The sequence below is a fragment of the Ruegeria sp. AG7 genome, from assembly GCF_056541545.1.
Genome location: NZ_JBQFYP010000005.1, coordinates 238,858 through 259,481, shown reverse-complemented (window position 1 = coordinate 259,481; position 20,624 = coordinate 238,858). Strand labels below are relative to the sequence as shown.

Genomic DNA, 20,624 nt, shown 5'->3' with positions numbered 1-20,624 from the left:
AAATGGCCCAGATCGTAGTTAAAAACGTAAAGAAGATGTTCGGCGATTTCACGGCTGTCCGCGAAAGCTCGTTCACGATTGAGGACGGTGAGTTCTTCATGTTGCTAGGGCCATCCGGCTGCGGAAAGACGACGACGCTGCGGATGATCGCAGGCTTGGAACTTCCGACGTCGGGTGAAATCTACCTGGACGGCGAGGAGATCAGCCAGCGCCCCCCATCGGAGCGAGACATTGCCTTCGTGTTCCAGATGTTTGCGCTGTATCCGCACATGAACGTGCGAAAAAATATCAGCTACCCCCTGATATCGCAGGGCATGCCGCGTGCTGCTGTCAAAGCCAAAGTAGAAGAAGTCGCGGGAATTCTGGGGATCAAGGACATCCTCGATAGCCCGGTAGGTGGGTTGTCAGGCGGCGATAGGCAGCGCGTGGCGCTTGGACGCGCGATTGTTCGCGAACCCAAGGCGTTCATGATGGACGAACCTCTTGGTGCCCTGGATGCCGAATTTCGTGAGCACATGGCCGAAGAACTGCGCGCGCTTCATGATCGCATGGGGGCGACCACTGTTTACGTCACACATGATCAGCTGGAAGCCATGCAAATGGGGGACAAGATCGTGGTGATGAACAACGCTGTGATCGAGCAATTCGGCACACCTCAGGAAATCTACGACAAACCAGCTACGATGTTCGTTGCAGATTTTATCGGGTCTCCTTCGATGAACTTCCTGCCGTTTCAGGGAAAGGTCGCGCCTGGCTCGGAAACGGTGCGACTGAATGGTCACGACGAAGCCGTACCCACACTGTTGGAAGGGGCGGAAGGTGACTTGGTTTTCGGTGTTCGCCCTGAGCATGTTTTTCTGTCGGATGCCAGCGCCTACCGAGCCAAGGTCCTGGCCGCAGAATATCTTGGAACCACCCAGATCGTGACGCTGCAAAGCCCGAACGGAGAGCTGAAAGCCCGCATTGATGCGCGCGAAACCGTTAACCCCGGCGAGACGGTTGGCTTGAAGTTCCGCTCATCCGCAGTGACCCTTTTCGAAAATTCTACCGGACGCGCGTTGAGGTCCGCTCTGAACGACGAGGTACTAAGCAATGGCTGAAGTCGTTCTGGAAAACATTTCGAAGTCATTCGGCGAAATCAAAGCGGTGGATGATATCTCAATGACGATCCCCAACGGTGCCTTTGTGGTTTTGTTGGGTCCGACGGGCGCGGGAAAAACAACGACGCTGAGATTGATATCCGGGCTTGAGAAACTGGATTCCGGAACGGTGCGCATTGCCGGGCGTGACGTTGGGATAGATACACCTGCCCAGCGTGATGTGGCGATGGTCTTCCAGCAATACTCGCTGTACCCCCATATGACGGTGCGTGAGAACCTGTCCTTCCCTCTGAGGTCACCGATCCTGAAGACGCCAGAGGATGAGATCGCCAGGAAGGTCAACGAAGTCTCGGAGATCCTGCAGATCCCGCACAAGCTGGACAACAAAGCCACTGAACTGTCTGGCGGCGAAATGCAGCGCGTTTCAATTGGACGGGCACTGGTGCGCGATCCCCAGATTTTCCTGATGGACGAGCCGCTCAGCTCTTTGGACGCCAAGCTTCGGGCGGATTTGCGGGTCGAACTGAAAAGGATTCAGGCCGATCTGGGATCAACCTTGCTTTACGTGACCCACGATCAGGTCGAAGCCATGACAATGGCTACGCATATCGGCGTTTTAGAGAACGGCCGGTTGGTTCAATACGGGACACCCCGGGATATCTACGAAAACCCGGGCAGTGTTTACGTTGCCAGCAGGTTGGGTCTGCCGCGAATCAACATCCTGCCGTCCGAGTTGTTCGGAGGCGATCACAAAGGACCACAGATTGGTCTTCGCCCGGAAAACATCATTGAAGGCGAGGGCAGTGAAGCGCGTGTCATACGTGCCGAACATCTGGGCGACCAAACACGGCTGCACCTGGACCTGAATGGCCACCCGGTTGTCACCCTGATTGATATTCATCAGGATTACCCCTCTGGAAAAATTATAAAAATTCGCCCCCATAACCCGTTGTATTTTGACGCGTCTGGCGCGCGCGTGAATTAAGGAGCAAAAGCATGGCCCAGTTCCTCAACACAAAAGAAACCCTGGTAACCGAGGCGATAGATGGCCTTTTGGCTTCCTCAGGCGGGCAGCTTACACGGCTGGACGGATACCCGCATATCAAGGTTGTCTACCGGTCGGATTGGGACAAGTCGAAAGTCGCCTTGGTTTCTGGCGGAGGGTCTGGTCACGAGCCCGCCCATGCAGGTTTCGTTGGCGCCGGTATGTTGACAGCCGCGGTCTGCGGCGAAGTTTTCGCCTCACCCTCGGTCGAGGCAGTTCTGGCGGGCATTCTTGCGGTCACGGGTGAGGCCGGGTGCCTGCTTATCGTCAAAAATTACACCGGTGATCGATTGAATTTTGGACTGGCGGCTGAACGCGCCCGTGCATTGGGCCGCAAAGTAGAGATGGTCGTAGTTGATGATGACATCGCCTTGCCCGACCTTCCGCAACCACGTGGCGTGGCAGGTACGTTATTGGTGCACAAAATTGCCGGAGCGCTTGCTGAAGGGGGTGCCGATCTGGACACCGTTACCAAAGCAGCAAGAAGTACCATAGCAAAGGTTGTCAGCATCGGAATGAGCTTGGACACCTGCACTGTTCCGGGCTCTCCAAAAGAAGACCGGATTGCCCCTGGCAAAGCGGAACTCGGCTTGGGCATCCACGGCGAGCCCGGTGTACAACAAGTCGAATTTTCAAATGCTGTATCGGCCATGTCCACGGTGGTGGAGAAGCTGAAGCAAAGGGTGGGTGCCGGGCATTGTGTAGCGTTGGTCAACAACCTGGGCTCTACAACTCCTCTGGAAATGGCTGTCCTCACGCATGCGTTGTCCGAAACTGGTATTGCCCACCATATCATTGGCCCGGCACCGATGATGACGTCGCTGGATATGCACGGGTTTTCGGTATCCATTCTGCCTGTGGATCAGGACGAATTGTCAGCTCTTGAAGCACCTGTTGATCTGGCCGCATGGCCCGGCGTCAATTCCATCGACCCGATCAAAGTAGCCCCGTTGCCTGATGGCCTGACACCAATCGATCCAATCCCTTCGAACAATCCCACCACGAGGGAAACGATCACCCGCTTATCTGAGCTGCTCATCAACGCAGAGAAGTCTCTGAACGAGCTGGACGCGAAGTCCGGAGATGGCGATACAGGAAGCACACTGGCCACCGCCGCAAGAGCATTGCAAGGTAGCCTTGACCGCATGCCTCTTGCTGATCTGACGCAACTGTTTCCGGCGTTGGGCAATGAGTTAAGCCAGACAATGGGCGGGTCGTCCGGTGTGATACTCGCAATCTTCTTCAATGCAGCCGGAGATGCCTGTGCAAGCGGGGCTTCGGTATCGAAGTCTCTGGTCGAAGGCCTGAATCGCGTGAGCCAGGTTGGGGGTGCCAAGGTCGGTGACCGGACAATGATTGACGCTCTGGCACCTGCACTTGCCGCCCTCCCGTCTGGACTGACCGATGCGGCCGAGGCTGCCCGCGAAGGCGCGAACAACACCGCGAATATTCGTCGTGCGAAGGCAGGCCGCGCGGCCTATGTTCCCGAAGAAAACCTAGTTGGACATAACGATCCCGGTGCCGAGGCTGTTGCTTTGTTGTTTGAAGGCTTGGCGCGGGAGATTGAGGGCTGAAGAACACGTGGAAGACCAAAAACAAAAACTAGAATTGGTGAAAAAGCCAACCGTCAACGACCTCGCGCGCGTCGCCGGTGTCAGTCTGGCGACTGTTGACCGGGTCTTGAACAGACGCCCCGGTGTGCGGGCCGTTACCGTACAGAAAGTACAAAAGGCAATTGACGAGCTGGGGTATGTGCGCGACACCGCTGCGGCCAACCTTGCGCGAAACCGAGTTTACAACTTCCTCTTTGTTCTGCCGGACACGGACAACGAGTTTGTGGAGGCAATCAGCAGTCAGATCGCAGAACAGTCACGTGACCAATTTATCGAGCGAACTCGCATTGCGATAAAAAAGGTAGCTCCGTTTGAGCCGCAAGATATCGTCAATATTTTGGATGCTGTCGCCAGTTCGGATGTTGATGGCGTTGCCGTTTTTGGGCCCGAAACGCCTTCTGTTCGTGATGCTGTAAAAAGGCTCAGGGACAAAGGCGTTCCGGTGGTTGCGTTGGTGTCTGACTTGCCGAGTTCTGAGCGAGACCACTTTGTAGGAATTGATAACGTTTCGGCAGGGCGAACCGCAGCTCAGCTGATGGGACGATTTGTGCATCGTGACGGCAAGGTTTTGGTACTTACAGGATCCCGTTTGGCACGTGACCACCTAGAGCGCCGTCAAGGCTTTGATCTAGTTGTAGCTGAGGAATTTCCACACCTCGAAGTCGTAGCGTCTGTTGAGGGCCGGGATGACCCGGATCTGATTTACAAGATGATGCCCGAGATCTTTGAAACCTACCCGGATCTGGTTGGAATTTATTCCTCCGCAGCAGGCAATGCAGGACTGATTCAATTTCTTTCAGAAAACAAGCTCAGCAAAGATCTGGTGATCATAGCTCATGAGCTTACTCCGCTTAGTCGTGAGGCGCTTACGCTCGGTACATTTGACGCTCTTATCTCGCAAGACACTGGGCACATTGTTCGTTCAGCCGTCCGTCTGCTGCGTGCAACTTCAGACAAAGTGCCATTCAACAAAGCACAGGAACGTATCCGTATCGACATCTATCTGAAGGAAAATTTACCGCCATAGAGACTCAGGTTTTGGGGAGGAAATTCAATGAAGACAATCAAAGGTCCAGCTTTGTTTCTTGCACAATTTGCCGGGGACGAAGCGCCGTTCAATTCGTGGGGCGCGATCACTAAATGGGCGGCTGACTGTGGATACAATGGCGTTCAGGTTCCCAGTTGGGATGGCCGGTTGTTCGACCTCGAACAGGCCGCATCCAGCGTCGGTTACTGCGATGAGTTCAAAGGCAAGGCCCAAGAAAATGGCGTCGAAGTCACCGAGCTTTCAACGCATCTTCAGGGTCAGCTTGTTGCCGTTCACCCAGCCTATGACAGTGCGTTTGATGGCTTTGCAGCGGAAAGCGTCAGAGGAAACCCTAAAGCCCGTCAAGAATGGGCCGTAGACCAGGTCAACAAAGCGCTATCCGCTTCGAAAAATTTAGGCATTTCGGCACATGCGACATTCTCAGGCGCGTTGGCATGGCCATATGTCTATCCTTGGCCGCAGCGCCCTGCCGGTTTGATTGAAACGGCATTTGATGAGCTTGCGCGCCGTTGGGTGCCCATCCTGAATCACGCCGATGAATGCGGTGTCGATGTCTGCTACGAAATTCACCCCGGAGAGGACCTCCACGATGGTGTGACCTACGAGATGTTTCTCGAGCGGACAGGCAATCACCCACGGGCCTGCATGCTATACGACCCGTCGCATTACGTGCTGCAATGCCTCGACTATCTGGACAACATCGACATCTACAAAGATCGAATTCGGATGTTCCATGTCAAAGATGCCGAGTTCAACCCGACCGGGCGGCAAGGTGTTTATTCCGGGTATCAAAGCTGGGTAGATCGGGCCGGGCGGTTCCGCTCACTGGGCGATGGTCAGGTGGATTTCGGTGCAGTTTTCTCAAAAATGGCCGCGAATGACTTTGATGGCTGGGCTGTGGTCGAATGGGAATGCTGCCTCAAACACCCCGAGGATGGAGCGCGTGAAGGTGCTCAATTTGTGTCAGATCACATCATCCGTGTGACCGAGAAAGCCTTTGATGATTTCGCCGACGGTGGCGCTGACGAAGCCGCCAATCGTAAAATGCTGGGGATTGAGTGATGGTCACAGGACGCAGTGAAGAAACCTCAGGACGCATTCGGCTTGGCATGGTTGGCGGCGGAAACGACGCCTTCATAGGGGGTGTTCATCGCATCGCCGCGCGATTGGACGACAAGTTCGAGCTGGTTGCCGGTGCTTTGTCTTCGACGCCAGAGAAATCTCTTGAAAGTGGTCAGGCATTGGGGCTCGAACGGGTCTATGAAGACTTCAAACAAATGGCGATTAGGGAAGCCCGACTGAAATCTGGGATCGAGGCAGTCTCAATTGTCACGCCAAATCACGTTCATTATGCAGCCGCACGTGAGTTCCTGAAACGCGGTATTCATGTAATTTGTGACAAGCCTCTCACCTCGACCCTTGCCGATGCGAAAAAGCTGGTCAAAGCAACAGAAAGTGCGAATGCCCTATTCATTTTGACCCACAATTACACAGGCTATCCAATGGTTCGGCAGGCGCGTGAAATGGTTGCCAACGGCGACATTGGCAAGATCCGCGTGGTTCAGGTTGAATACCCACAGGATTGGCTGACCGAGCAGCAGGATTTCAAACAGGCGGAATGGCGAACCGATCCCGAACGCTCGGGCGCGGGTGGATCAACCGGTGACATCGGAACTCATGCATACAACCTTGCCTGCTTCGTGACCGGGCTAAAAGCGGAAAGCCTTGCGGCAGACTTGCAGGCCTTTGTGCTGGGGCGCAAAGTCGATGACAACGCCCACGTCTTACTTCGCTTCAAAGGCGGAGCGCGCGGTATGCTGTGGTCTTCTCAGGTGGCTCCCGGCAACGAAAACGCACTTCGTTTGCGCGTCTATGGCGAAAAAGGCGGGTTGGAGTGGGCTCAGGAAGATCCCAATTACCTGTGGTTCACGCCATACAACGAACCAAAGCGTCTAATCACACGAAATGGAGCTAGTGCTGCTGATGCAGCCAACCGGTTGAGTAGAGTTCCTCCGGGACATCCCGAGGGATATCTTGAGGGGTTCGCGAATATCTATGGAGAGGCTGCTGAAGCGATCCAAGCTTTCCGAAATGGTATTTCACCTGACGCTTCGGTTGTTTATCCAACAGTCTATGACGGGCTCAATGGCGTTAAATTTGTGGCCGCGTGCGTGCAAAGCTCTTCAAGGAATGCGGCTTGGATCGACTTAGCTTAGAATCTGGTTGTGGGCATAGGGCAGAAGGGGGTTGTCACGTTAACTTGCCGTTTAATGAAAGTGTCGCAAACTCTTGGAACGACCAAAGGAAAATACGAGCGAAAAACTCTAACTACAAACGGCAGGAAAATCGGGTTTCAGAGCAGGCCCAAAACCGAAGTTTTTTATCCCGGCCATGCAAAAGTCTGCGAAAACCTCATCAGCGCATCGAGAGCCGGCGAGTATTTTCGGCCAGGGACTGTAAAGGCCGCGATAGTTCTTGAAACTTCTGGCTCCACAAGCGGGCGCTGCAACAAGCCCGGCAGAGTAACCGAATACTCAGGCATGAAAGCAAAACCAATGCCTGCAGCAACCATTGCTTGTACCCAATCTTCGCGCTCAGAACGGAAGCGAGCGTAAAGTTCCACTCCTTTTGACTGACAAACGGACATTACCATCTCGCGCAACTCGCAAGCCAAACGATCTACATAGTTTTCTCGAGATAAATCTTGGAGCGAAATTGAGTTTAGTTGTCCAAGGCGGTGCTCCGGCGGAAAAACAACCACATATCTTTCGACGTAAAGTGGTCTAGCCCTAAACTCTTCATCCAGTTCTTCAGTCAGCGTCATCAAAGCGACATCGATATCACCATCAGAAAGTTTTTTCTTGAGATCCGACGCGCTTGCTTCATTGACTGACAACTCCAAGCCGCTGTGGTTTTTCTCGAATTGAGCCAGAAACCGTGCAAGGCGAACGTGCCCAATTGTTGAAAGGACACCTAAGCGCAACGGCACCTTTTCAAGCAAACGAAAATTCTGAGCCAGCGCTTGTGTAGCTTCTGCTTCGTCAACGATGTGCTGTAGATGCGGCAGCATTGACTTTCCAAAGTCGCTGACCAAAATTTTCCGGCCTTCCCGATGAAAAACCTGTGCGCCAAGTTCGGTCTCTAATGACTTGACGCCCTTGGAAAGCGCTGGTTGGCTTACATTGCATTCTGCGGCAGCTTTGGTGAAATTCAGATGCTTTGCGGCAGATAAGACATATCTAATCTGAGACATCTCCATATTGGGGCACCTCGTCACTGATGGCGAAAGACAATCACAACGCAGGATACACCGTTTTATCCAAACCTGGAGTTATTAAGTCATAAGGTATCGATAGTTCCCCGAGCCGACGCTCCATAGTGTAATAGATGCACTGGTTTTGATTGTTCGGAAAGGGAACGAGATGTCTGTTTTTATGGTCGAAAGAAACCTCAAGGGTATCACCATGGATGACTTGGGTGCTGCTCAAAAAGCCGCGATAGCAACAGCACAGAAAATGACAGCAGATGGCGACAAAATCAGCTATGTTCGTTCAACATTTGCTCCCGAAGACGGGCGCTGCATGTGCTTGTTTGATGGTGAAAGTGCCGATCAAGTTCGTCGATTGAATGATACCGCCGGACTTCCTTACGACAAGGTCGTGGCGGCAATGGATCTTACCCCGTGACGACTTCTGAGCTTTGGAGTTGTGATTGGGCCCTGAGTACGTGCTCTAGGGCCCTCAGCAATGGTTGAACAGTTTGCAGAGAAATGCAGGTTCGTCCACAGAACGTGAGTTCAATCATCTCCAGATTTAGCACGCGCGGTGAATGGCCTGTCTGGCGAGCAGCGGCGCAGCATCCAGACCAGACGGCCAAGGGCAGCAAAGGGCCGTACTTGCATCGCATAGCGACCCCGATCGCGAACGTACTGCACCGCATCCGAGTTCAGCCTCGAGCCCTTTCCACCATTTGGTTGACGAGTAATCTCGCAGACGATAGCCAGTGTTCTATGGTAAACACTTCGATCATCGCAATGACTTGGTGGCTGGCCTCCTGACAGGGTGGCCCGATGACCAAACGTATTCCGAGGCCGCCGCATGGGCGGCCTTTTGTTTTCCGAGCTTCCCGATGCTCCGTATCCCGTTTCATGAGAAGACGCAAATGAACAGACCAACCATTCTGACAGGTGACCGCACCACAGGACCGCTTCACATCGGGCACTATGCAGGCTCGCTTGCAAACCGGCTGCGCAATCAGGGCAGTCATGAACAATTTCTGCTGCTGGCGGATACTCAAGCCCTAACCGACAACGCCCATGACCCGGAGAAGGTGCGGCGCAGCGTGATGGAGGTCGCGCTGGACTATTTGGCCGTGGGCATTGATCCCTGTCGCACCACCATCTGCCTGCAATCGCATCTTCCGGCGTTGGCGGAGCTGTCGATGCTCTACCTGAACTTCGTCACGGTCGCGCGGCTCGAACGGAACCCGACGATCAAGGACGAAATTCGCGTGCGCGGGTTCGGACGGGATATTCCCGCCGGATTTCTGTGTTATCCGGCGGCACAGGCGGCGGACATCACAGCCTTCAAGGCGACGGTCGTGCCGGTCGGCGAGGATCAGGCCCCGTTGATCGAGCAAACGAACGAGATCGTGCGGCGCATCAACGCAACCTCAGGCCACGCCGTGTTGCCCGAGGCGCGGGCGATCATCCCCAGGGTGGGCCGGTTGCCCGGTATCGACGGCAAGACCAAGATGTCGAAATCTGGTGGCAACGCCATTGCGCTGTCCGCGTCGTCCGAGGAGATCCGAAATGCTGTCAGGGCGATGTTTACCGATCCGAACCATTTGCGGGTCGAAGACCCCGGCTGCATCGAGGGCAATGTCGTCTTTACCTATCTCGACGCCTTCGATCCGGACCAGGACGGGCTTGCCGAGCTCAAGGCCAAGTATCAGAGAGGCGGGCTTGGCGATAGCAAGATCAAGGCGCGTCTGGAAGCTATCCTTCAGGAGCTCATCGCCCCAATTCGCGAGCGTAGGGCACAGCTCTCCCAGGACCGGGGATACGTCCTTGAGGTAATCAAAGAGGGCACGGAACGGGCGCGAGAGCGCACCGAGGCGACAAGGCGCGATGTTGTGAGTGCCCTGGGTCTGTTCCAGTTGTAGGTGACCAGTGGCGGGCGAGCCGGGTGAAGGTCTGTTTCGCCCGCGACCATGCGTACGACGGGCCTTCGTTTTTGCGTTTGCAGCGAACGGCAGGTTCGACGGATCGCAGTGCAGAGGAGTGGATCTTCGGAAAATGACTGGAATGGGCCGTCCATTGTAGGACCAACGGCAGCGACGCACGCTTCGCACGTATTTGGGCCGACCGCAGCAATTTGCACTCTGGGCTCGAAGCCGTCTTCCAAGCATTTTTGATTAACGTCAGCTTTCGGGTCATTTGCAGCCGCTGACTCCCTGCGATTTGGATGGCAAGGTCACGCATTTTGCGGTTGGGTCACACCTTTCTGATTCAAGTCACATAATATCAATGATTTAGCCCTGGCATGTGTCACGCCTTTATTGGCGGCGGCCACAGATTTTAGAGATCCGAACTCTCACTTTGTTCAACAGAAGCGGACCGAACTTCCTCGTGCCGCAGTGAGCAATTGAGGTTGATATGCCCAAGTTGACACAAGATCAGCTGGCGGAGCGGTGGCACATGTCGCCGCGGACGCTGGAGCAGTGGCGCTGGCTCGGAAAGGGCCCCAGGTTTGTGAAGATCGGCGCGCGCGTTTTATACGATGAAGGCGTGATCGAAGCCTTTGAGGAGGCGCAGGTCTGCCAGAATACATGCGGACCGATTTCCGGGGAGGGTGTGTAATGGCAAAGTCCTTCCCCTCACACAAAGTCAAATCGCACCTTGTCTACACAGTCTGGGAGGTGGCGGACGTTTTAGGCTGCCATCGCCAGACCGTCATTCGCTGGATTGGGAACAACGGACTTGCGGCTGATACCAGCAGCAAGCCCTGGTTGATCGAAGGACATGTGCTCAAGGACTTCCTCGGACAAAGACAACGCAAGGCGCGGTGCAAGTTGGCATTGCATCACTGCTACTGCCTCAGCTGCAGAGGTCCGCGCGAACCCGACGGCAAGATCGCTGACTATGTTCAGGAAACAGCTTCCAGCGGCCGCCTAACCGCCCTCTGTCCGACGTGTGGTGCGGTCATGAACAAGATCATTCGCCGTTCAGATCTGGAAGCCATTCAGGCCAAACTGGAGGTCACACTTCAACAAGCCTCCCCAAGATTAGTGTCCTGTACCGAACCCCATTCAAAAGTGACCTTGAAAGAGGAGCCAGAGACCCATGCCAAAACACACCTCGGATAACCTGCGCATCAAGCGTAAACACCTTGTCTGGCTGAAGGACGCAAAGGGGCTGTCGCAATCTTCGATCGACAAAGCCGCAGCGTCGATTGCCATCTATGATAAATGGCTCAAAGGTAAGGATTACAGGGCGTTCCATTCAGAAAGGGCGCGCGCGTTCAAACGCCATCTGCAAGGTCTGCGCAATGAACGAACGGGCGCGCCACTGTCAGCAGCTACGATCAACGGAGTGCTGCGCGATGTCATGAAGTTCTTTGACTGGATGGCGGACCAACCGGGGCACAAGTCCAGGATCTCGCGCGCAGACATTGCCTATCTCACGCCGGATCGCAAATCGGAACAGGCCCGTCGAAGCACCCTGTGGAAGCCGCATCCGTCCCCTGAGCAAGTAAACCACCTGTTGTCCATCTTGCCTGCAGAAAAAGTGATCCAGCGCCGTGACCGCGCCCTGATCGCTTTCCTTTTCCTGACCGGATCACGTGAAGGTGCCGCCATCACCGTGCGGCTGCGTCATGTCGATCTAGCCAATAAATGCGTTCAGTTTGACGGCCGTTCCGTGGATACAAAGTTTGGAAAGTCCTTCACGACCAGTTTCTTTCCCTTCGGTGATGATGTCGAAAGGATTCTGCGAGACTGGATCACGGAGCTTCGTCAGGACCATCTTTTCTCGGACACGGATCCTCTGTTCCCAAAGACACGCGTCGCTGTTGGCCCGTCCAGACGGTTTGAGGCAGTAGGTATCGCGCGCGAGCCGTGGGCCGGCCCGTCGTCTGCGGCCAGGATCTTCAAGCAATCTTTCGTCAACGCCGGGCTGCCACCGTTTTCGCCGCACCGCGTGCGAGATACGATCGCAGAGCTGGCAAAACTTCACTGCAGGACACCAGAGGACTATAAAGCCTGGTCGCAGAATATGGGACACGACGACGTGATGACGACGTTCAGCTCCTATGGTTCTGTTTCACCTGGCCGTCAGGTCGAACTGATGGGGCGGTTTCGCCGCCGTGGACCGTTGCCAGACGAGGACGCGGTTATTGATTAATGATCAACTCCGGTGACGGACCCGAACGACCACGCGCTCGGGAGCAAGCCGGTATCCGTTCCAAGAGAGATTTTCGATCAACTCTTGGGGCTTATCAACTGACAGACCAGCGGACTCGAATCTCTTTGCAATCGTTCTTCGCGCGGTCAGTATTCTCCGCCTAACGACTTCGCTGGTTTCAACGCCTAATTTTTCGACGAGGTCGCCAGACTTCAAGCAGGGATACTCCAAAGGTTCGAGACCTTTGCCTGCCGCACGGAGCCACTCTTCAGCCAAAACGATCAACAGATCCGCTGTGGCGTTTTTCTTAAGCTCAATATGTTCGCCGATCAAAACCAAACGTGAGGTTTTGTCGATTTCTATGGTCAGCGGTGGTTTCTCTTTCTCGTTTTTATCAACTGAGGGAGCCGGCACGAAAGGCAAGGACAAGGCGCTCTGCATCTCGCCATATAGTCTTGGCAAACTCTGTTCTGGGAACTCGCCGGGTGACTTGCTTTCGAGAGTTCTGCGCATGACAGATGTGACCGCCTTGCCGTGGCGGTTAAGCAAATCTGCGATCATCGACATGGCTGTGTCTGGTGGACTGTCGAGATGATTGACCGCGTCCAGAACAACCGGGAAACTCCGGGCCAGCGCATCTGGTGTGGCGTTCTCGAAGAACACTGCATTGCGTACGTAGGACAACGCCATCTCCCGGTCGGTCCCGTTCGGTCGAGCGTCCGACACAAGGTCCACGCGATAGGCATCTTCCGGGTCAAATCGCTCCAACCCCTTTGAAAGCATCGCGAACCGCCGATCGATACACTGAGAACAGCGCCCACAATGGAAGTATTGATGGGTTTGATTATGCACATCAGCGCAACTGCGCGTCTCAACGATCTGGTCTGCCATGCCAAGATGGGAGATACGTTCCAAAACGTCTGCTTTTGTCCGAGCAAAGAATGGATTGTCGACCCGCATGTCATTTTCAAAAACAAGCCGCAGAAGACCGGTGAACAGCTTCAGTGTCTTTGGATGCGTGGTTCGCGTCGCTCGTGTTCCAACGACGTTGCCGACCGGCGGTAGGTTGAGGCTCACGACCCCGTTTTCATGGAACGACACGCGGTCCAGCCCAAAGGCCGTTGCAGTGATCGACCCAAGTACCGCAAACAAGAATGAGCGTGTGCGATGCGTTCTTTCCGCGGTCGATCGGCTCTTCAACTGGGCGGTCATGGGAATGTGACGGCACATTTCCGGTCCGAACCGTTTGCTCAACGCTGATATCAGCCGTTTCTGGACCGGCGCTATTTTCGTGGACGAGGCATGACTGACCAAAGCAACCCGATGCTTCTGTTCTACGATTTCTTCCACAGCACCCGCAAAGGAATCGAGCCCGCCGGAAAACATCAGGACGCGGTGGGGCTTCCATGAACTATTTCGGCCGAATTTGAAGAAGCGCGATCGCTCTGCATCCGGTTCGTCTTTGGTCGAAAAAGAAAATTCAAAGCGGTCGCCGGATAGAAACATCAACGTTTCTTCCAGAGCCTGTATTACGCTCTCACGTTGCCAGAAATCCAGATCGCGTACCGGCATGGTGGCTACGAACCGTCTGTGCCACTTCTCACCCATCTTCTGATCCGCCGGGCCACCACGGCTGACTGCCGCGTCCGCGCAATAGACAAGCGCGGCAATCTCCAGCAAATCGAGTGCACGATCCTGCAGGGCCTCGACCAATTGACGGTTCAATTGTCCAATCCGCAGCGTCATTGCTACTTCGCGGCCAGCAATGTCGAGGCGCAGGACTTCATCACCGCCGCTTTTCGTCAGCGGCGGCAACCATCTGACTTTAACTTCAGACAACGGCGCGACGGCGCCCAAACTCCGAGCGCATCTTTTTGAACGCGTAAGCTGTGAACTTGTCTATTGCATCGCGATCAAGCGCCTGCTTCTGCCAGACGGTTTTGCCATACCAGCCGCCTGCATATTCTTCGACAATTCTAGACACTTCAAATGTGTGCTGGGCGAGGGCTTTTTGAAATGTCACTCGCTGTGCATCGGTGGAAAAGCGTCGATCCTCGCCAGTGTGATTGGCGAGTTCCCGGCTCAGATAATAGTCTAGCGAGCGGTATGTCAGCCGGGCAAAGAAATCCCGCGAGAGTCTCGCAAATGCATCACCCGAGGCGAAGCTCGCGAGTGCTTGGCGAATTTCTTGCGGTGTCGGTTCAAACAGGGATGGCAACCGGTCGTGCAGCTGAACGGAAAGGCTTTCCAAGAGCGCGACCTTCGCCAATTCTCCTGCATCTGAGGAACTTCGGAGATCGAAGCTGTTGCGATCAATGGCACGATCCAAACCGGCCAGCAAGCCGGTCACTGAACCGAGCTCCGACGTCGCAATGCCCAAGTCAGCCAAAGCGTCTTCGAAGCCAGGAGCCCTTGCAAGCAAAGGCAGCCTCACGAGGAGATCACTTACAAACTGAAACCTGGGGTCACGACTCGCCCGTGTGAGATCGCTCTCAGATGCATCCGCTGCGGCCTCGGCGATCTCTTCGACTGACGCATCGGTTGCGATCAGATCAACGACCTCGCGCCACTTCCTGGACCGAGGCAAAGTGCCAAGCCTGATGTGTCCCATCAGTTCCTCCCCTGTCTGCAGAGTCATGCAACCCTCGGGCGAATGTAAAGGGAAAAATCGGCACCTACGCTTACCCTACGCTTACCTATCAAGCAAGATACGCACGAGGTTAATGCATAAACATTTGAAATTATTGGCGATCCCTGAAGGACTCGAACCCTCAACCTGCTGATTAGAAGTCAGCTGCTCTATCCAGTTGAGCTAAGGGACCGCTGCGCCCTTCTTGCGGTTTTTACCCGCGGGGTTCAAGAGGCAAGCGCATGAATGCGCTGTTGGGATCGTCAACATACCCAAAGATAGGCCCGCAATAGGAATAGCCCAGCGACTCATACAGCTTGCGGGCGGCATCATATTCGCGAAGATGGCTTGCCCCGGTCTCAAGAACCAAAGCCTCGCACCCCTCTGCGCCAGCCTGTTCAGCCAGATGCGTCATCAGCACGTGCGCCAGCCCGCGCCCTCTTGCCTGCGCCAGAATATGCACCGATTTCACTTCGGCGGTTCCATCAGGCAGCGCTTTCAGTGCACCGCATCCCAATGGCTGCTGTCCGTCAAAAATGGCCCAGAACCGCACCCCCGGGCCAGCCAATGCTTCGGCGTCCATCGTGTGGTTGCTTTCCGCAGGTCCCGCAGTTTCGCCATGGGCAAAATGCGCCTCGACAATCGGGCGCAATATGTCCGATGTCGGGTCAGCCTCGCGGATTTCGATCATTCAGTGAGTCCAGGGGGCACGCCGGTCGGTTGCGAAATTCTCGCCATAGCCCCGCGCACGCAGATTGGGTTTGCGCTTGTGCGGCTCGCTGACCTCAGCATCGATACCGTGGGCCATGGCGTAATCCAGCGCCTCTTCCCTCGTGTCGAACTTCAGGCGCACCTGAGCCTGCGTGTCACTGGACGACGTCCAGCCCATCAGAGGATCAACCTCGCGCGCCGAGGCCGGGGCGTATTCCAGAACCCATTTGCGGGTCTTGGCCATCCCCGAGGTCATCGCATTTCTTGCGGGCTGGTAAATCCGTGCGCGCATGTCGCCTCTCCGTACTCACTTGGCTGAGCCCGTTTATGCGTCAGAGCGCGCCCGGGGGCAAGATTGCAATTGTCGCGGCCCTCGCCCGCGAACTCATGCCAGAAACTGTCATCAGGCTGGGATAGGATCGCGCCAAACAAACGCAAGAACATTACACCATCTCACCCCCGCACAGTCTCAGACCGCATTGCGCGCAATGAATTCGGATCGGCCCTTGCAGTTGGACAAAATAAGAACAAATGTAAGGGCCTGACGCCCGGAGCCTGCCTATGCCATACGCCCATTCCGACAAGACCCAATTGACCGCCGAAGACGTGCGCGCCCGCCTGAAACTGGAAGGCGGCAGGCAATTCGTGATGCATACCGAATTCAATCCGGCGGGCGATCAGCCCACGGCGATCAAGGAATTGGCGGGCGGCGTGCTGGACGGGGAACGCGATCAGGTGCTGCTGGGCGCGACCGGAACGGGCAAGACCTTCACCATGGCCAAGGTGATCGAGGAAACCCAGCGCCCCGCCATCATCCTGGCCCCCAACAAAACGCTCGCCGCGCAGCTATACGGTGAATTCAAGGGCTTCTTCCCCGAAAACTCGGTGGAATATTTCGTGTCCTATTACGACTATTACCAACCCGAAGCCTATGTGCCGCGCTCTGACACCTACATAGAAAAAGAATCCCAGATCAACGAACAGATCGACCGGATGCGCCACTCGGCCACGCGGGCGTTGCTGGAACGCGATGACGTGATCATCGTCGCCTCGGTCAGCTGCATCTACGGTATCGGCTCGGTCGAAACCTACGGGGCGATGACGCAGGATCTGAAGGTCGGTCACGAATACGACCAGCGGCAGGTGATGGCCGATCTGGTGGCCCAGCAATACCGTCGCAACGATCAGGGGTTTCAGCGCGGCTCGTTCCGGGTGCGGGGCGACAGCTTGGAAATCTGGCCCGCCCACCTTGAAGATCGCGCCTGGAAGCTGTCCTTCTTCGGCGAGGAACTGGAACAGGTCACCGAATTCGACCCGCTGACCGGCGAAAAAACCGACACGATGGACCATATCCGGGTCTATGCGAACTCCCACTACGTGACGCCGAAACCGACGATGCAGCAGGCCATCATCGGGATCAAAAAAGAACTGCGGATGCGCCTCGACCAGCTGGTCGGCGAAGGCAAACTGCTCGAGGCGCAGCGGCTGGAACAGCGCACCAATTTCGATCTGGAAATGCTCGAGGCCACCGGCGTCTGCAACGGGATCGAGAACTATTCGCGCTATCTGACCGGCCGCGCACCGGGCGAGCCGCCCCCGACCCTGTTCGAATTCATCCCCGACAACGCCATCGTCTTTGCCGACGAATCCCATGTCAGCGTGCCGCAGATCGGCGGCATGTACCGGGGCGACTACCGGCGCAAGTTCACGCTGGCCGAACACGGGTTCCGCCTGCCCTCCTGCATGGACAACCGGCCTTTGAAGTTCGAGGAATGGGATGCCATGCGCCCGCAATCCGTCTTCGTCTCGGCCACCCCCGCCGCGTGGGAGCTGGACCAGACCGGCGGCGTCTTCACCGAACAGGTGATCCGCCCCACCGGCCTGCTGGACCCGCAGGTCGAAATCCGCCCCGTGTCGATGCAGGTCGACGACCTGCTGGACGAGGTGCGCAAGGTCGCCGCCGATGGCTATCGCACGCTGGTCACAACGCTGACGAAACGCATGGCTGAGGATCTGACCGAATACCTGCACGAACAGGGCATCAAGGTGCGCTACATGCATTCCGATATCGACACGCTGGAACGCATCGAGATTCTGCGCGACCTGCGTCTGGGCGCGTTCGACGTGCTGGTCGGCATCAACCTGCTGCGTGAAGGGCTCGACATTCCCGAATGCGGGCTGGTCGCCATTCTGGACGCCGACAAGGAAGGCTTTCTGCGGTCCGAGACCTCGCTGGTTCAGACCATCGGCCGCGCCGCGCGCAACGCCGATGGCCGGGTGATCATGTATGCCGACAAGATCACCGGTTCGATGGAACGCGCGCTGGCCGAAACCGACCGCCGCCGCGCCAAGCAGATGGCCTATAACGTGGAACACGGCATCACGCCCGCGACCGTGAAAAAGAATGTCGAGGATGTTCTGGCCGGGCTGTATGAGGGCGACGTGGACATGAACCGCGTCACCGCCACCATCGACAAACCGATGCACGGCGCCAACCTCGAGGCGCACCTGAACGGGCTGCGCGACCAGATGCGCAAAGCCGCCGAGAACCTGGAATTTGAAGAGGCCGCCAACATCCGCGATGAAATCAAACGCCTGGAAGCGGTCGATCTGGCCATCGCCGACGACCCCATGGCCCGCCAATGGGCGGTCGAGAAAGCCTCGGAGGACGCAGTGAAATCGCGTGGGCGGTCTACGGCTGGTCGGCCGGGGCAAAGGGGTGGGAATGTGAAGCGGAGGAAGCGGTAGGTTTAAACGCAACTGATGGTTGCAATTTGCCTAAAAGCAAGAAATCTATCTTCTTAGACAATCGGTTTAGGAAAGTTTTTTGATCACGCTTCTTATTGCAGTTGGGCTGCTCGGAACCATTTCACTCCTACCAATGGTTTGGGTATGGGTAAGTGTGCTCGCAGGATGGCGCGAAGCGTCGCCCGGCAGAAGTTTGTCAATGCTATGGTTCGTGCTCCTTTTGATGATCATCTGGGGACTTGGAGTAGATTCGGGCGTCGGTAGCTCACCAGTGCTGGCACTCACTATTTGGCCCGCCGCAGTCCTGTTTTTTCTAGGAACCGCTTTAACCGCGAGACTTTTCATTTTTATCATTGCGGCGTTGATGTTGCTGGTTTTGGTAGCCGCAGCCGCTTTGATCATGCCGGGCAAAGCAAAAGTGCCGATTATAATTGTTGGCGCAATGCTTACAGTAATAGGTCCGGTCGCGTTGCAAAACCTGCAAGTGCAATGGCAAATGAAAAGATATGCGAAAACATCCGAGTTACGCATCATAGAACGTTCGTCTTTGTTTAAGTCTATTCGGGAACGATCTGACGGTTACCAGTCCCCACATGGCGTCGCGTGTAACAGCGAGAATTGGCCGTTTCTTTGGAGTTATCGACACAGAGACTGGATCGCACTGCCGTCCAACACCCGTTACGGCGGTGATACTAAGGAAAGAGTTATGAGCGTTTGCCTGAGTAGGTAGGTCACATCCCACACTCCACCCTTGCAGCCCAGTGCGCACTCCTCCACGTTTGAAATCACAAATTGTGTTTCCAAGCGGTTGCCATGACGAACCCGAACACCCTGGCCAGACCGCATGAGGTCCAAATCGCTGTTCTCTCCAACTAAAAGAAAGGGCGGGAACCCCCGCCCGAACCGTTACCCCTTATCCCAATGGGCAATCACGTCGTACCCAACCGGCGTCGGCGGGCCTTCCATGAATTCGGCGAAATGGCCCCACAGCTCGGCCACTTTGGGCGCATTCGCGTTCGAGGTCGCCTCGCTTTCGACCACCGAAATCACATAGCCCGAACCATCCTCGTTCATCACATTGGTAAAACTGTGCATGCCGGGCATACCCATGATGTCGGATTTCAATTCATTCATCTTCGCCGTCGCCGCCTCGCGCGTACCGGGCTTCATTTTGTATTGGGTAATTCGTGCAAACATCACTTTCCTCCGTCGTCTGGCAAAATTGCCATGTAACACGGCCGGAACGGCCCCGCCGCGCGTACTCTAGCACGGCCGTCCGAAATCTCGCATTGATACCGGCGATTTGCGCCGATTTTCAACCATACACCGCACTGCATCCGGGCGGCTGTCCCTTCAGGGTTGCAGCCTCGCCCCCAGTGCGGTTGTTTTTGCACCGATGGATGCTTGATCCCAATCAATGTCGAAACGCAAATGCGTCGGCAAAGTGGGTCCCATGCAAACACAGAACCCAACCGGAATTGACGCCTACAAACCCGCCCAGATCGCCGAGCTGGTTGAAACCGCCGGTGTTGCCAAGGCACATCTCACGGTCAGCCAGACACTGACTCTGGCGATACTCGCGGGCGTGTTCATCGGCTTCGGCGGGGCCGCCTATACCATGGTCATGACCGGCGTTGACCCGGGGTTTGGACCGGCCCGGTTTCTGGGTGGGGTCGTGTTCTCGCTGGGCCTGATCCTTGTGGTCGTCGGCGGGGCCGAGCTGTTCACCGGAAACGCCCTGATGACTATCGCGGCGGTGGACCGGAAAATCTCGCCGCGCGCCCTGCTGCGCAACTGGGGCCTCGTGTATCTCGGGAATTTGGTCGGGTCTATCGCGCTGGCTCTGGCCTTCGCTGCAACCGGTTTGCTGGACGGGCCCATGGGGGCCACCGCATCAGCAATCGCAAATGGCAAGGCCGACCTCTCGGCCACCCAAGCCTTTGCGCGCGGCGTTCTGTGCAACGCGTTGGTCTGCCTTGCCGTCTGGCTGAGCTTTGCGGCCAGATCGGTGGCGGGCAAGATCATGGCAGTACTCTGGCCCATTGCGGCGTTTGTCCTCTTGGGGCTCGAACATTCGGTCGCCAATATGTACCTGCTGCCGCAGGGCGCGCTTGCCGGCGCCGATTTCGGTTTGGGCGCGGCCATGGGCAACCTGTTCTGGGTCACGACCGGCAATATTGTCGGCGGCGCAGGCGGCGTCGCGCTTGCCTATCGCTTTGCCTATCTGCGCAATACGCCCGGCTGAGCACGCGGTTTGTCAGGTTTTGGGCAGGGAGATCCCCACACTCCACCCTTGCACCCCGCCCCACCCTCCTCCACGTTTGAAAT

General features: G+C 56.0%; 20 protein-coding genes and 1 tRNA gene. 14 read left to right on the top strand and 7 right to left on the bottom strand.

What is annotated here, in order from left to right:
* The first annotated feature begins 2 nt into the window (after positions 1 to 2).
* The 6 genes from ACR0BF_RS09345 to ACR0BF_RS09320 are packed head-to-tail and all read left to right on the top strand — an operon-like array spanning position 3 to position 7,022.
* The gene (locus ACR0BF_RS09345; RefSeq protein WP_209597607.1) at positions 3 to 1,100 is read left to right on the top strand and encodes an ABC transporter ATP-binding protein; all 1,098 of its coding nucleotides are present in this window, start codon (positions 3 to 5) and stop codon (positions 1,098 to 1,100) included.
* On the top strand, positions 1,093 to 2,085 hold the full coding sequence (locus ACR0BF_RS09340) for an ABC transporter ATP-binding protein (RefSeq protein ID WP_480624751.1): 993 nt from the start codon (positions 1,093 to 1,095) through the stop codon (positions 2,083 to 2,085). Before ACR0BF_RS09345 ends, ACR0BF_RS09340 begins: the two co-directional genes overlap by 8 nt.
* Positions 2,086 to 2,096: 11 nt before the next feature.
* The gene (locus ACR0BF_RS09335; protein ID WP_209504396.1) at positions 2,097 to 3,719 is read left to right on the top strand and encodes a dihydroxyacetone kinase subunit DhaK; all 1,623 of its coding nucleotides are present in this window, start codon (positions 2,097 to 2,099) and stop codon (positions 3,717 to 3,719) included.
* A 7-nt stretch (positions 3,720 to 3,726) separates the two neighbouring features.
* Positions 3,727 to 4,785, top strand: a complete 1,059-nt coding sequence (locus ACR0BF_RS09330; protein ID WP_209504395.1) for a LacI family DNA-binding transcriptional regulator — start codon at positions 3,727 to 3,729, stop codon at positions 4,783 to 4,785.
* A 27-nt stretch (positions 4,786 to 4,812) separates the two neighbouring features.
* A complete protein-coding gene (locus ACR0BF_RS09325; RefSeq protein ID WP_209504394.1) occupies positions 4,813 to 5,868 on the top strand; it encodes a sugar phosphate isomerase/epimerase family protein in 1,056 nt (351 codons plus the stop codon).
* On the top strand, positions 5,868 to 7,022 hold the full coding sequence (locus ACR0BF_RS09320) for a Gfo/Idh/MocA family protein (protein ID WP_209504393.1): 1,155 nt from the start codon (positions 5,868 to 5,870) through the stop codon (positions 7,020 to 7,022). Before ACR0BF_RS09325 ends, ACR0BF_RS09320 begins: the two co-directional genes overlap by 1 nt.
* A gap of 164 nt (positions 7,023 to 7,186) precedes the next feature.
* Here ACR0BF_RS09320 and ACR0BF_RS09315 read toward each other — a convergent pair whose 3' ends face one another.
* Positions 7,187 to 8,065 (bottom strand): LysR family transcriptional regulator, encoded by an 879-nt coding sequence (locus ACR0BF_RS09315; RefSeq protein WP_480624750.1) that lies wholly within the window; start codon positions 8,063 to 8,065, stop codon positions 7,187 to 7,189.
* Positions 8,066 to 8,228: 163 nt separating this feature from the next.
* Between ACR0BF_RS09315 and ACR0BF_RS09310 the strand changes: the two genes are divergently transcribed.
* The 5 genes from ACR0BF_RS09310 to ACR0BF_RS09290 all read left to right on the top strand — a co-directional run bounded on the left by ACR0BF_RS09310 (position 8,229) and on the right by ACR0BF_RS09290 (position 12,208).
* Positions 8,229 to 8,492 carry a DUF4242 domain-containing protein gene (locus ACR0BF_RS09310; protein WP_209504391.1) on the top strand — a complete coding sequence of 88 codons (264 nt, stop codon included), beginning with the start codon at positions 8,229 to 8,231 and terminating at the stop codon, positions 8,490 to 8,492.
* A 475-nt stretch (positions 8,493 to 8,967) separates the two neighbouring features.
* Positions 8,968 to 9,969 (top strand): tryptophan--tRNA ligase, encoded by a 1,002-nt coding sequence (gene trpS / locus ACR0BF_RS09305; protein ID WP_480624749.1) that lies wholly within the window; start codon positions 8,968 to 8,970, stop codon positions 9,967 to 9,969.
* A 493-nt stretch (positions 9,970 to 10,462) separates the two neighbouring features.
* Entirely contained in the window at positions 10,463 to 10,666 is a 204-nt protein-coding gene (locus ACR0BF_RS09300; RefSeq protein WP_480624748.1) for a helix-turn-helix transcriptional regulator, read from the top strand.
* On the top strand, positions 10,666 to 11,172 hold the full coding sequence (locus ACR0BF_RS09295) for a helix-turn-helix domain-containing protein (protein ID WP_058272706.1): 507 nt from the start codon (positions 10,666 to 10,668) through the stop codon (positions 11,170 to 11,172). The genes ACR0BF_RS09300 and ACR0BF_RS09295 overlap by 1 nt, the downstream gene beginning before the upstream one ends.
* Positions 11,150 to 12,208 carry a tyrosine-type recombinase/integrase gene (locus ACR0BF_RS09290; RefSeq protein WP_480624747.1) on the top strand — a complete coding sequence of 353 codons (1,059 nt, stop codon included), beginning with the start codon at positions 11,150 to 11,152 and terminating at the stop codon, positions 12,206 to 12,208. The genes ACR0BF_RS09295 and ACR0BF_RS09290 overlap by 23 nt, the downstream gene beginning before the upstream one ends.
* Positions 12,209 to 12,211: 3 nt before the next feature.
* On the opposite strand, the gene ACR0BF_RS09285 is transcribed toward ACR0BF_RS09290, so the two are convergent.
* From ACR0BF_RS09285 to ACR0BF_RS09265, 5 genes are all read right to left on the bottom strand, one after another.
* Positions 12,212 to 14,065, bottom strand: coding sequence for a 7-cyano-7-deazaguanine synthase (locus tag ACR0BF_RS09285; RefSeq protein ID WP_480624746.1), 1,854 nt, complete (start codon positions 14,063 to 14,065; stop codon positions 12,212 to 12,214).
* A complete protein-coding gene (locus ACR0BF_RS09280) occupies positions 14,040 to 14,846 on the bottom strand; it encodes a hypothetical protein (RefSeq protein WP_480624745.1) in 807 nt (268 codons plus the stop codon). Before ACR0BF_RS09280 ends, ACR0BF_RS09285 begins: the two co-directional genes overlap by 26 nt.
* 107 nt (positions 14,847 to 14,953) lie before the next feature.
* Positions 14,954 to 15,030 (bottom strand) — tRNA-Arg (locus ACR0BF_RS09275).
* Between the two features lie 21 nt (positions 15,031 to 15,051).
* On the bottom strand, positions 15,052 to 15,528 hold the full coding sequence (locus ACR0BF_RS09270; RefSeq protein WP_480624744.1) for a GNAT family N-acetyltransferase: 477 nt from the start codon (positions 15,526 to 15,528) through the stop codon (positions 15,052 to 15,054).
* Positions 15,529 to 15,840 (bottom strand): ETC complex I subunit, encoded by a 312-nt coding sequence (locus ACR0BF_RS09265; protein WP_480624743.1) that lies wholly within the window; start codon positions 15,838 to 15,840, stop codon positions 15,529 to 15,531.
* A gap of 269 nt (positions 15,841 to 16,109) precedes the next feature.
* Here ACR0BF_RS09265 and uvrB point away from each other — a divergent pair, with 269 nt between their 5' ends.
* Positions 16,110 to 18,296: an excinuclease ABC subunit UvrB gene (uvrB, locus tag ACR0BF_RS09260; protein ID WP_480624742.1), complete on the top strand. Its 2,187-nt coding sequence runs from the start codon at positions 16,110 to 16,112 to the stop codon at positions 18,294 to 18,296.
* A 79-nt stretch (positions 18,297 to 18,375) separates the two neighbouring features.
* Entirely contained in the window at positions 18,376 to 19,026 is a 651-nt protein-coding gene (locus ACR0BF_RS09255; RefSeq protein ID WP_480624741.1) for a hypothetical protein, read from the top strand.
* Positions 19,027 to 19,202: 176 nt separating this feature from the next.
* Here ACR0BF_RS09255 and ACR0BF_RS09250 read toward each other — a convergent pair whose 3' ends face one another.
* Positions 19,203 to 19,493, bottom strand: coding sequence for an antibiotic biosynthesis monooxygenase family protein (locus ACR0BF_RS09250; protein WP_209507883.1), 291 nt, complete (start codon positions 19,491 to 19,493; stop codon positions 19,203 to 19,205).
* A gap of 256 nt (positions 19,494 to 19,749) precedes the next feature.
* On the opposite strand from ACR0BF_RS09250, the gene ACR0BF_RS09245 reads away from it, so the two are divergent.
* A complete protein-coding gene (locus tag ACR0BF_RS09245; RefSeq protein WP_480624740.1) occupies positions 19,750 to 20,541 on the top strand; it encodes a formate/nitrite transporter family protein in 792 nt (263 codons plus the stop codon).
* Positions 20,542 to 20,624: the final 83 nt, after the last annotated feature.

What these genes read in the sequence shown, in the direction of transcription:
- ACR0BF_RS09345 (WP_209597607.1), top strand. Translation starts at nt 3, where the DNA reads ATGGCCCAGATCGTAGTTAAAAACGTAAAGAAGATGTTCGGCGATTTC.
- ACR0BF_RS09340 (WP_480624751.1), top strand. Translation starts at nt 1,093, where the DNA reads ATGGCTGAAGTCGTTCTGGAAAACATTTCGAAGTCATTCGGCGAAATC.
- ACR0BF_RS09335 (WP_209504396.1), top strand. Translation starts at nt 2,097, where the DNA reads ATGGCCCAGTTCCTCAACACAAAAGAAACCCTGGTAACCGAGGCGATA.
- ACR0BF_RS09325 (WP_209504394.1), top strand. Translation starts at nt 4,813, where the DNA reads ATGAAGACAATCAAAGGTCCAGCTTTGTTTCTTGCACAATTTGCCGGG.
- ACR0BF_RS09320 (WP_209504393.1), top strand. Translation starts at nt 5,868, where the DNA reads ATGGTCACAGGACGCAGTGAAGAAACCTCAGGACGCATTCGGCTTGGC.
- ACR0BF_RS09315 (WP_480624750.1), bottom strand. Translation starts at nt 8,065, where the DNA reads ATGGAGATGTCTCAGATTAGATATGTCTTATCTGCCGCAAAGCATCTG.
- ACR0BF_RS09310 (WP_209504391.1), top strand. Translation starts at nt 8,229, where the DNA reads ATGTCTGTTTTTATGGTCGAAAGAAACCTCAAGGGTATCACCATGGAT.
- trpS (WP_480624749.1), top strand. Translation starts at nt 8,968, where the DNA reads ATGAACAGACCAACCATTCTGACAGGTGACCGCACCACAGGACCGCTT.
- ACR0BF_RS09300 (WP_480624748.1), top strand. Translation starts at nt 10,463, where the DNA reads ATGCCCAAGTTGACACAAGATCAGCTGGCGGAGCGGTGGCACATGTCG.
- ACR0BF_RS09295 (WP_058272706.1), top strand. Translation starts at nt 10,666, where the DNA reads ATGGCAAAGTCCTTCCCCTCACACAAAGTCAAATCGCACCTTGTCTAC.
- ACR0BF_RS09290 (WP_480624747.1), top strand. Translation starts at nt 11,150, where the DNA reads ATGCCAAAACACACCTCGGATAACCTGCGCATCAAGCGTAAACACCTT.
- ACR0BF_RS09280 (WP_480624745.1), bottom strand. Translation starts at nt 14,846, where the DNA reads ATGACTCTGCAGACAGGGGAGGAACTGATGGGACACATCAGGCTTGGC.
- ACR0BF_RS09270 (WP_480624744.1), bottom strand. Translation starts at nt 15,528, where the DNA reads ATGATCGAAATCCGCGAGGCTGACCCGACATCGGACATATTGCGCCCG.
- ACR0BF_RS09265 (WP_480624743.1), bottom strand. Translation starts at nt 15,840, where the DNA reads ATGCGCGCACGGATTTACCAGCCCGCAAGAAATGCGATGACCTCGGGG.
- uvrB (WP_480624742.1), top strand. Translation starts at nt 16,110, where the DNA reads ATGCCATACGCCCATTCCGACAAGACCCAATTGACCGCCGAAGACGTG.
- ACR0BF_RS09250 (WP_209507883.1), bottom strand. Translation starts at nt 19,493, where the DNA reads ATGTTTGCACGAATTACCCAATACAAAATGAAGCCCGGTACGCGCGAG.
- ACR0BF_RS09245 (WP_480624740.1), top strand. Translation starts at nt 19,750, where the DNA reads ATGCAAACACAGAACCCAACCGGAATTGACGCCTACAAACCCGCCCAG.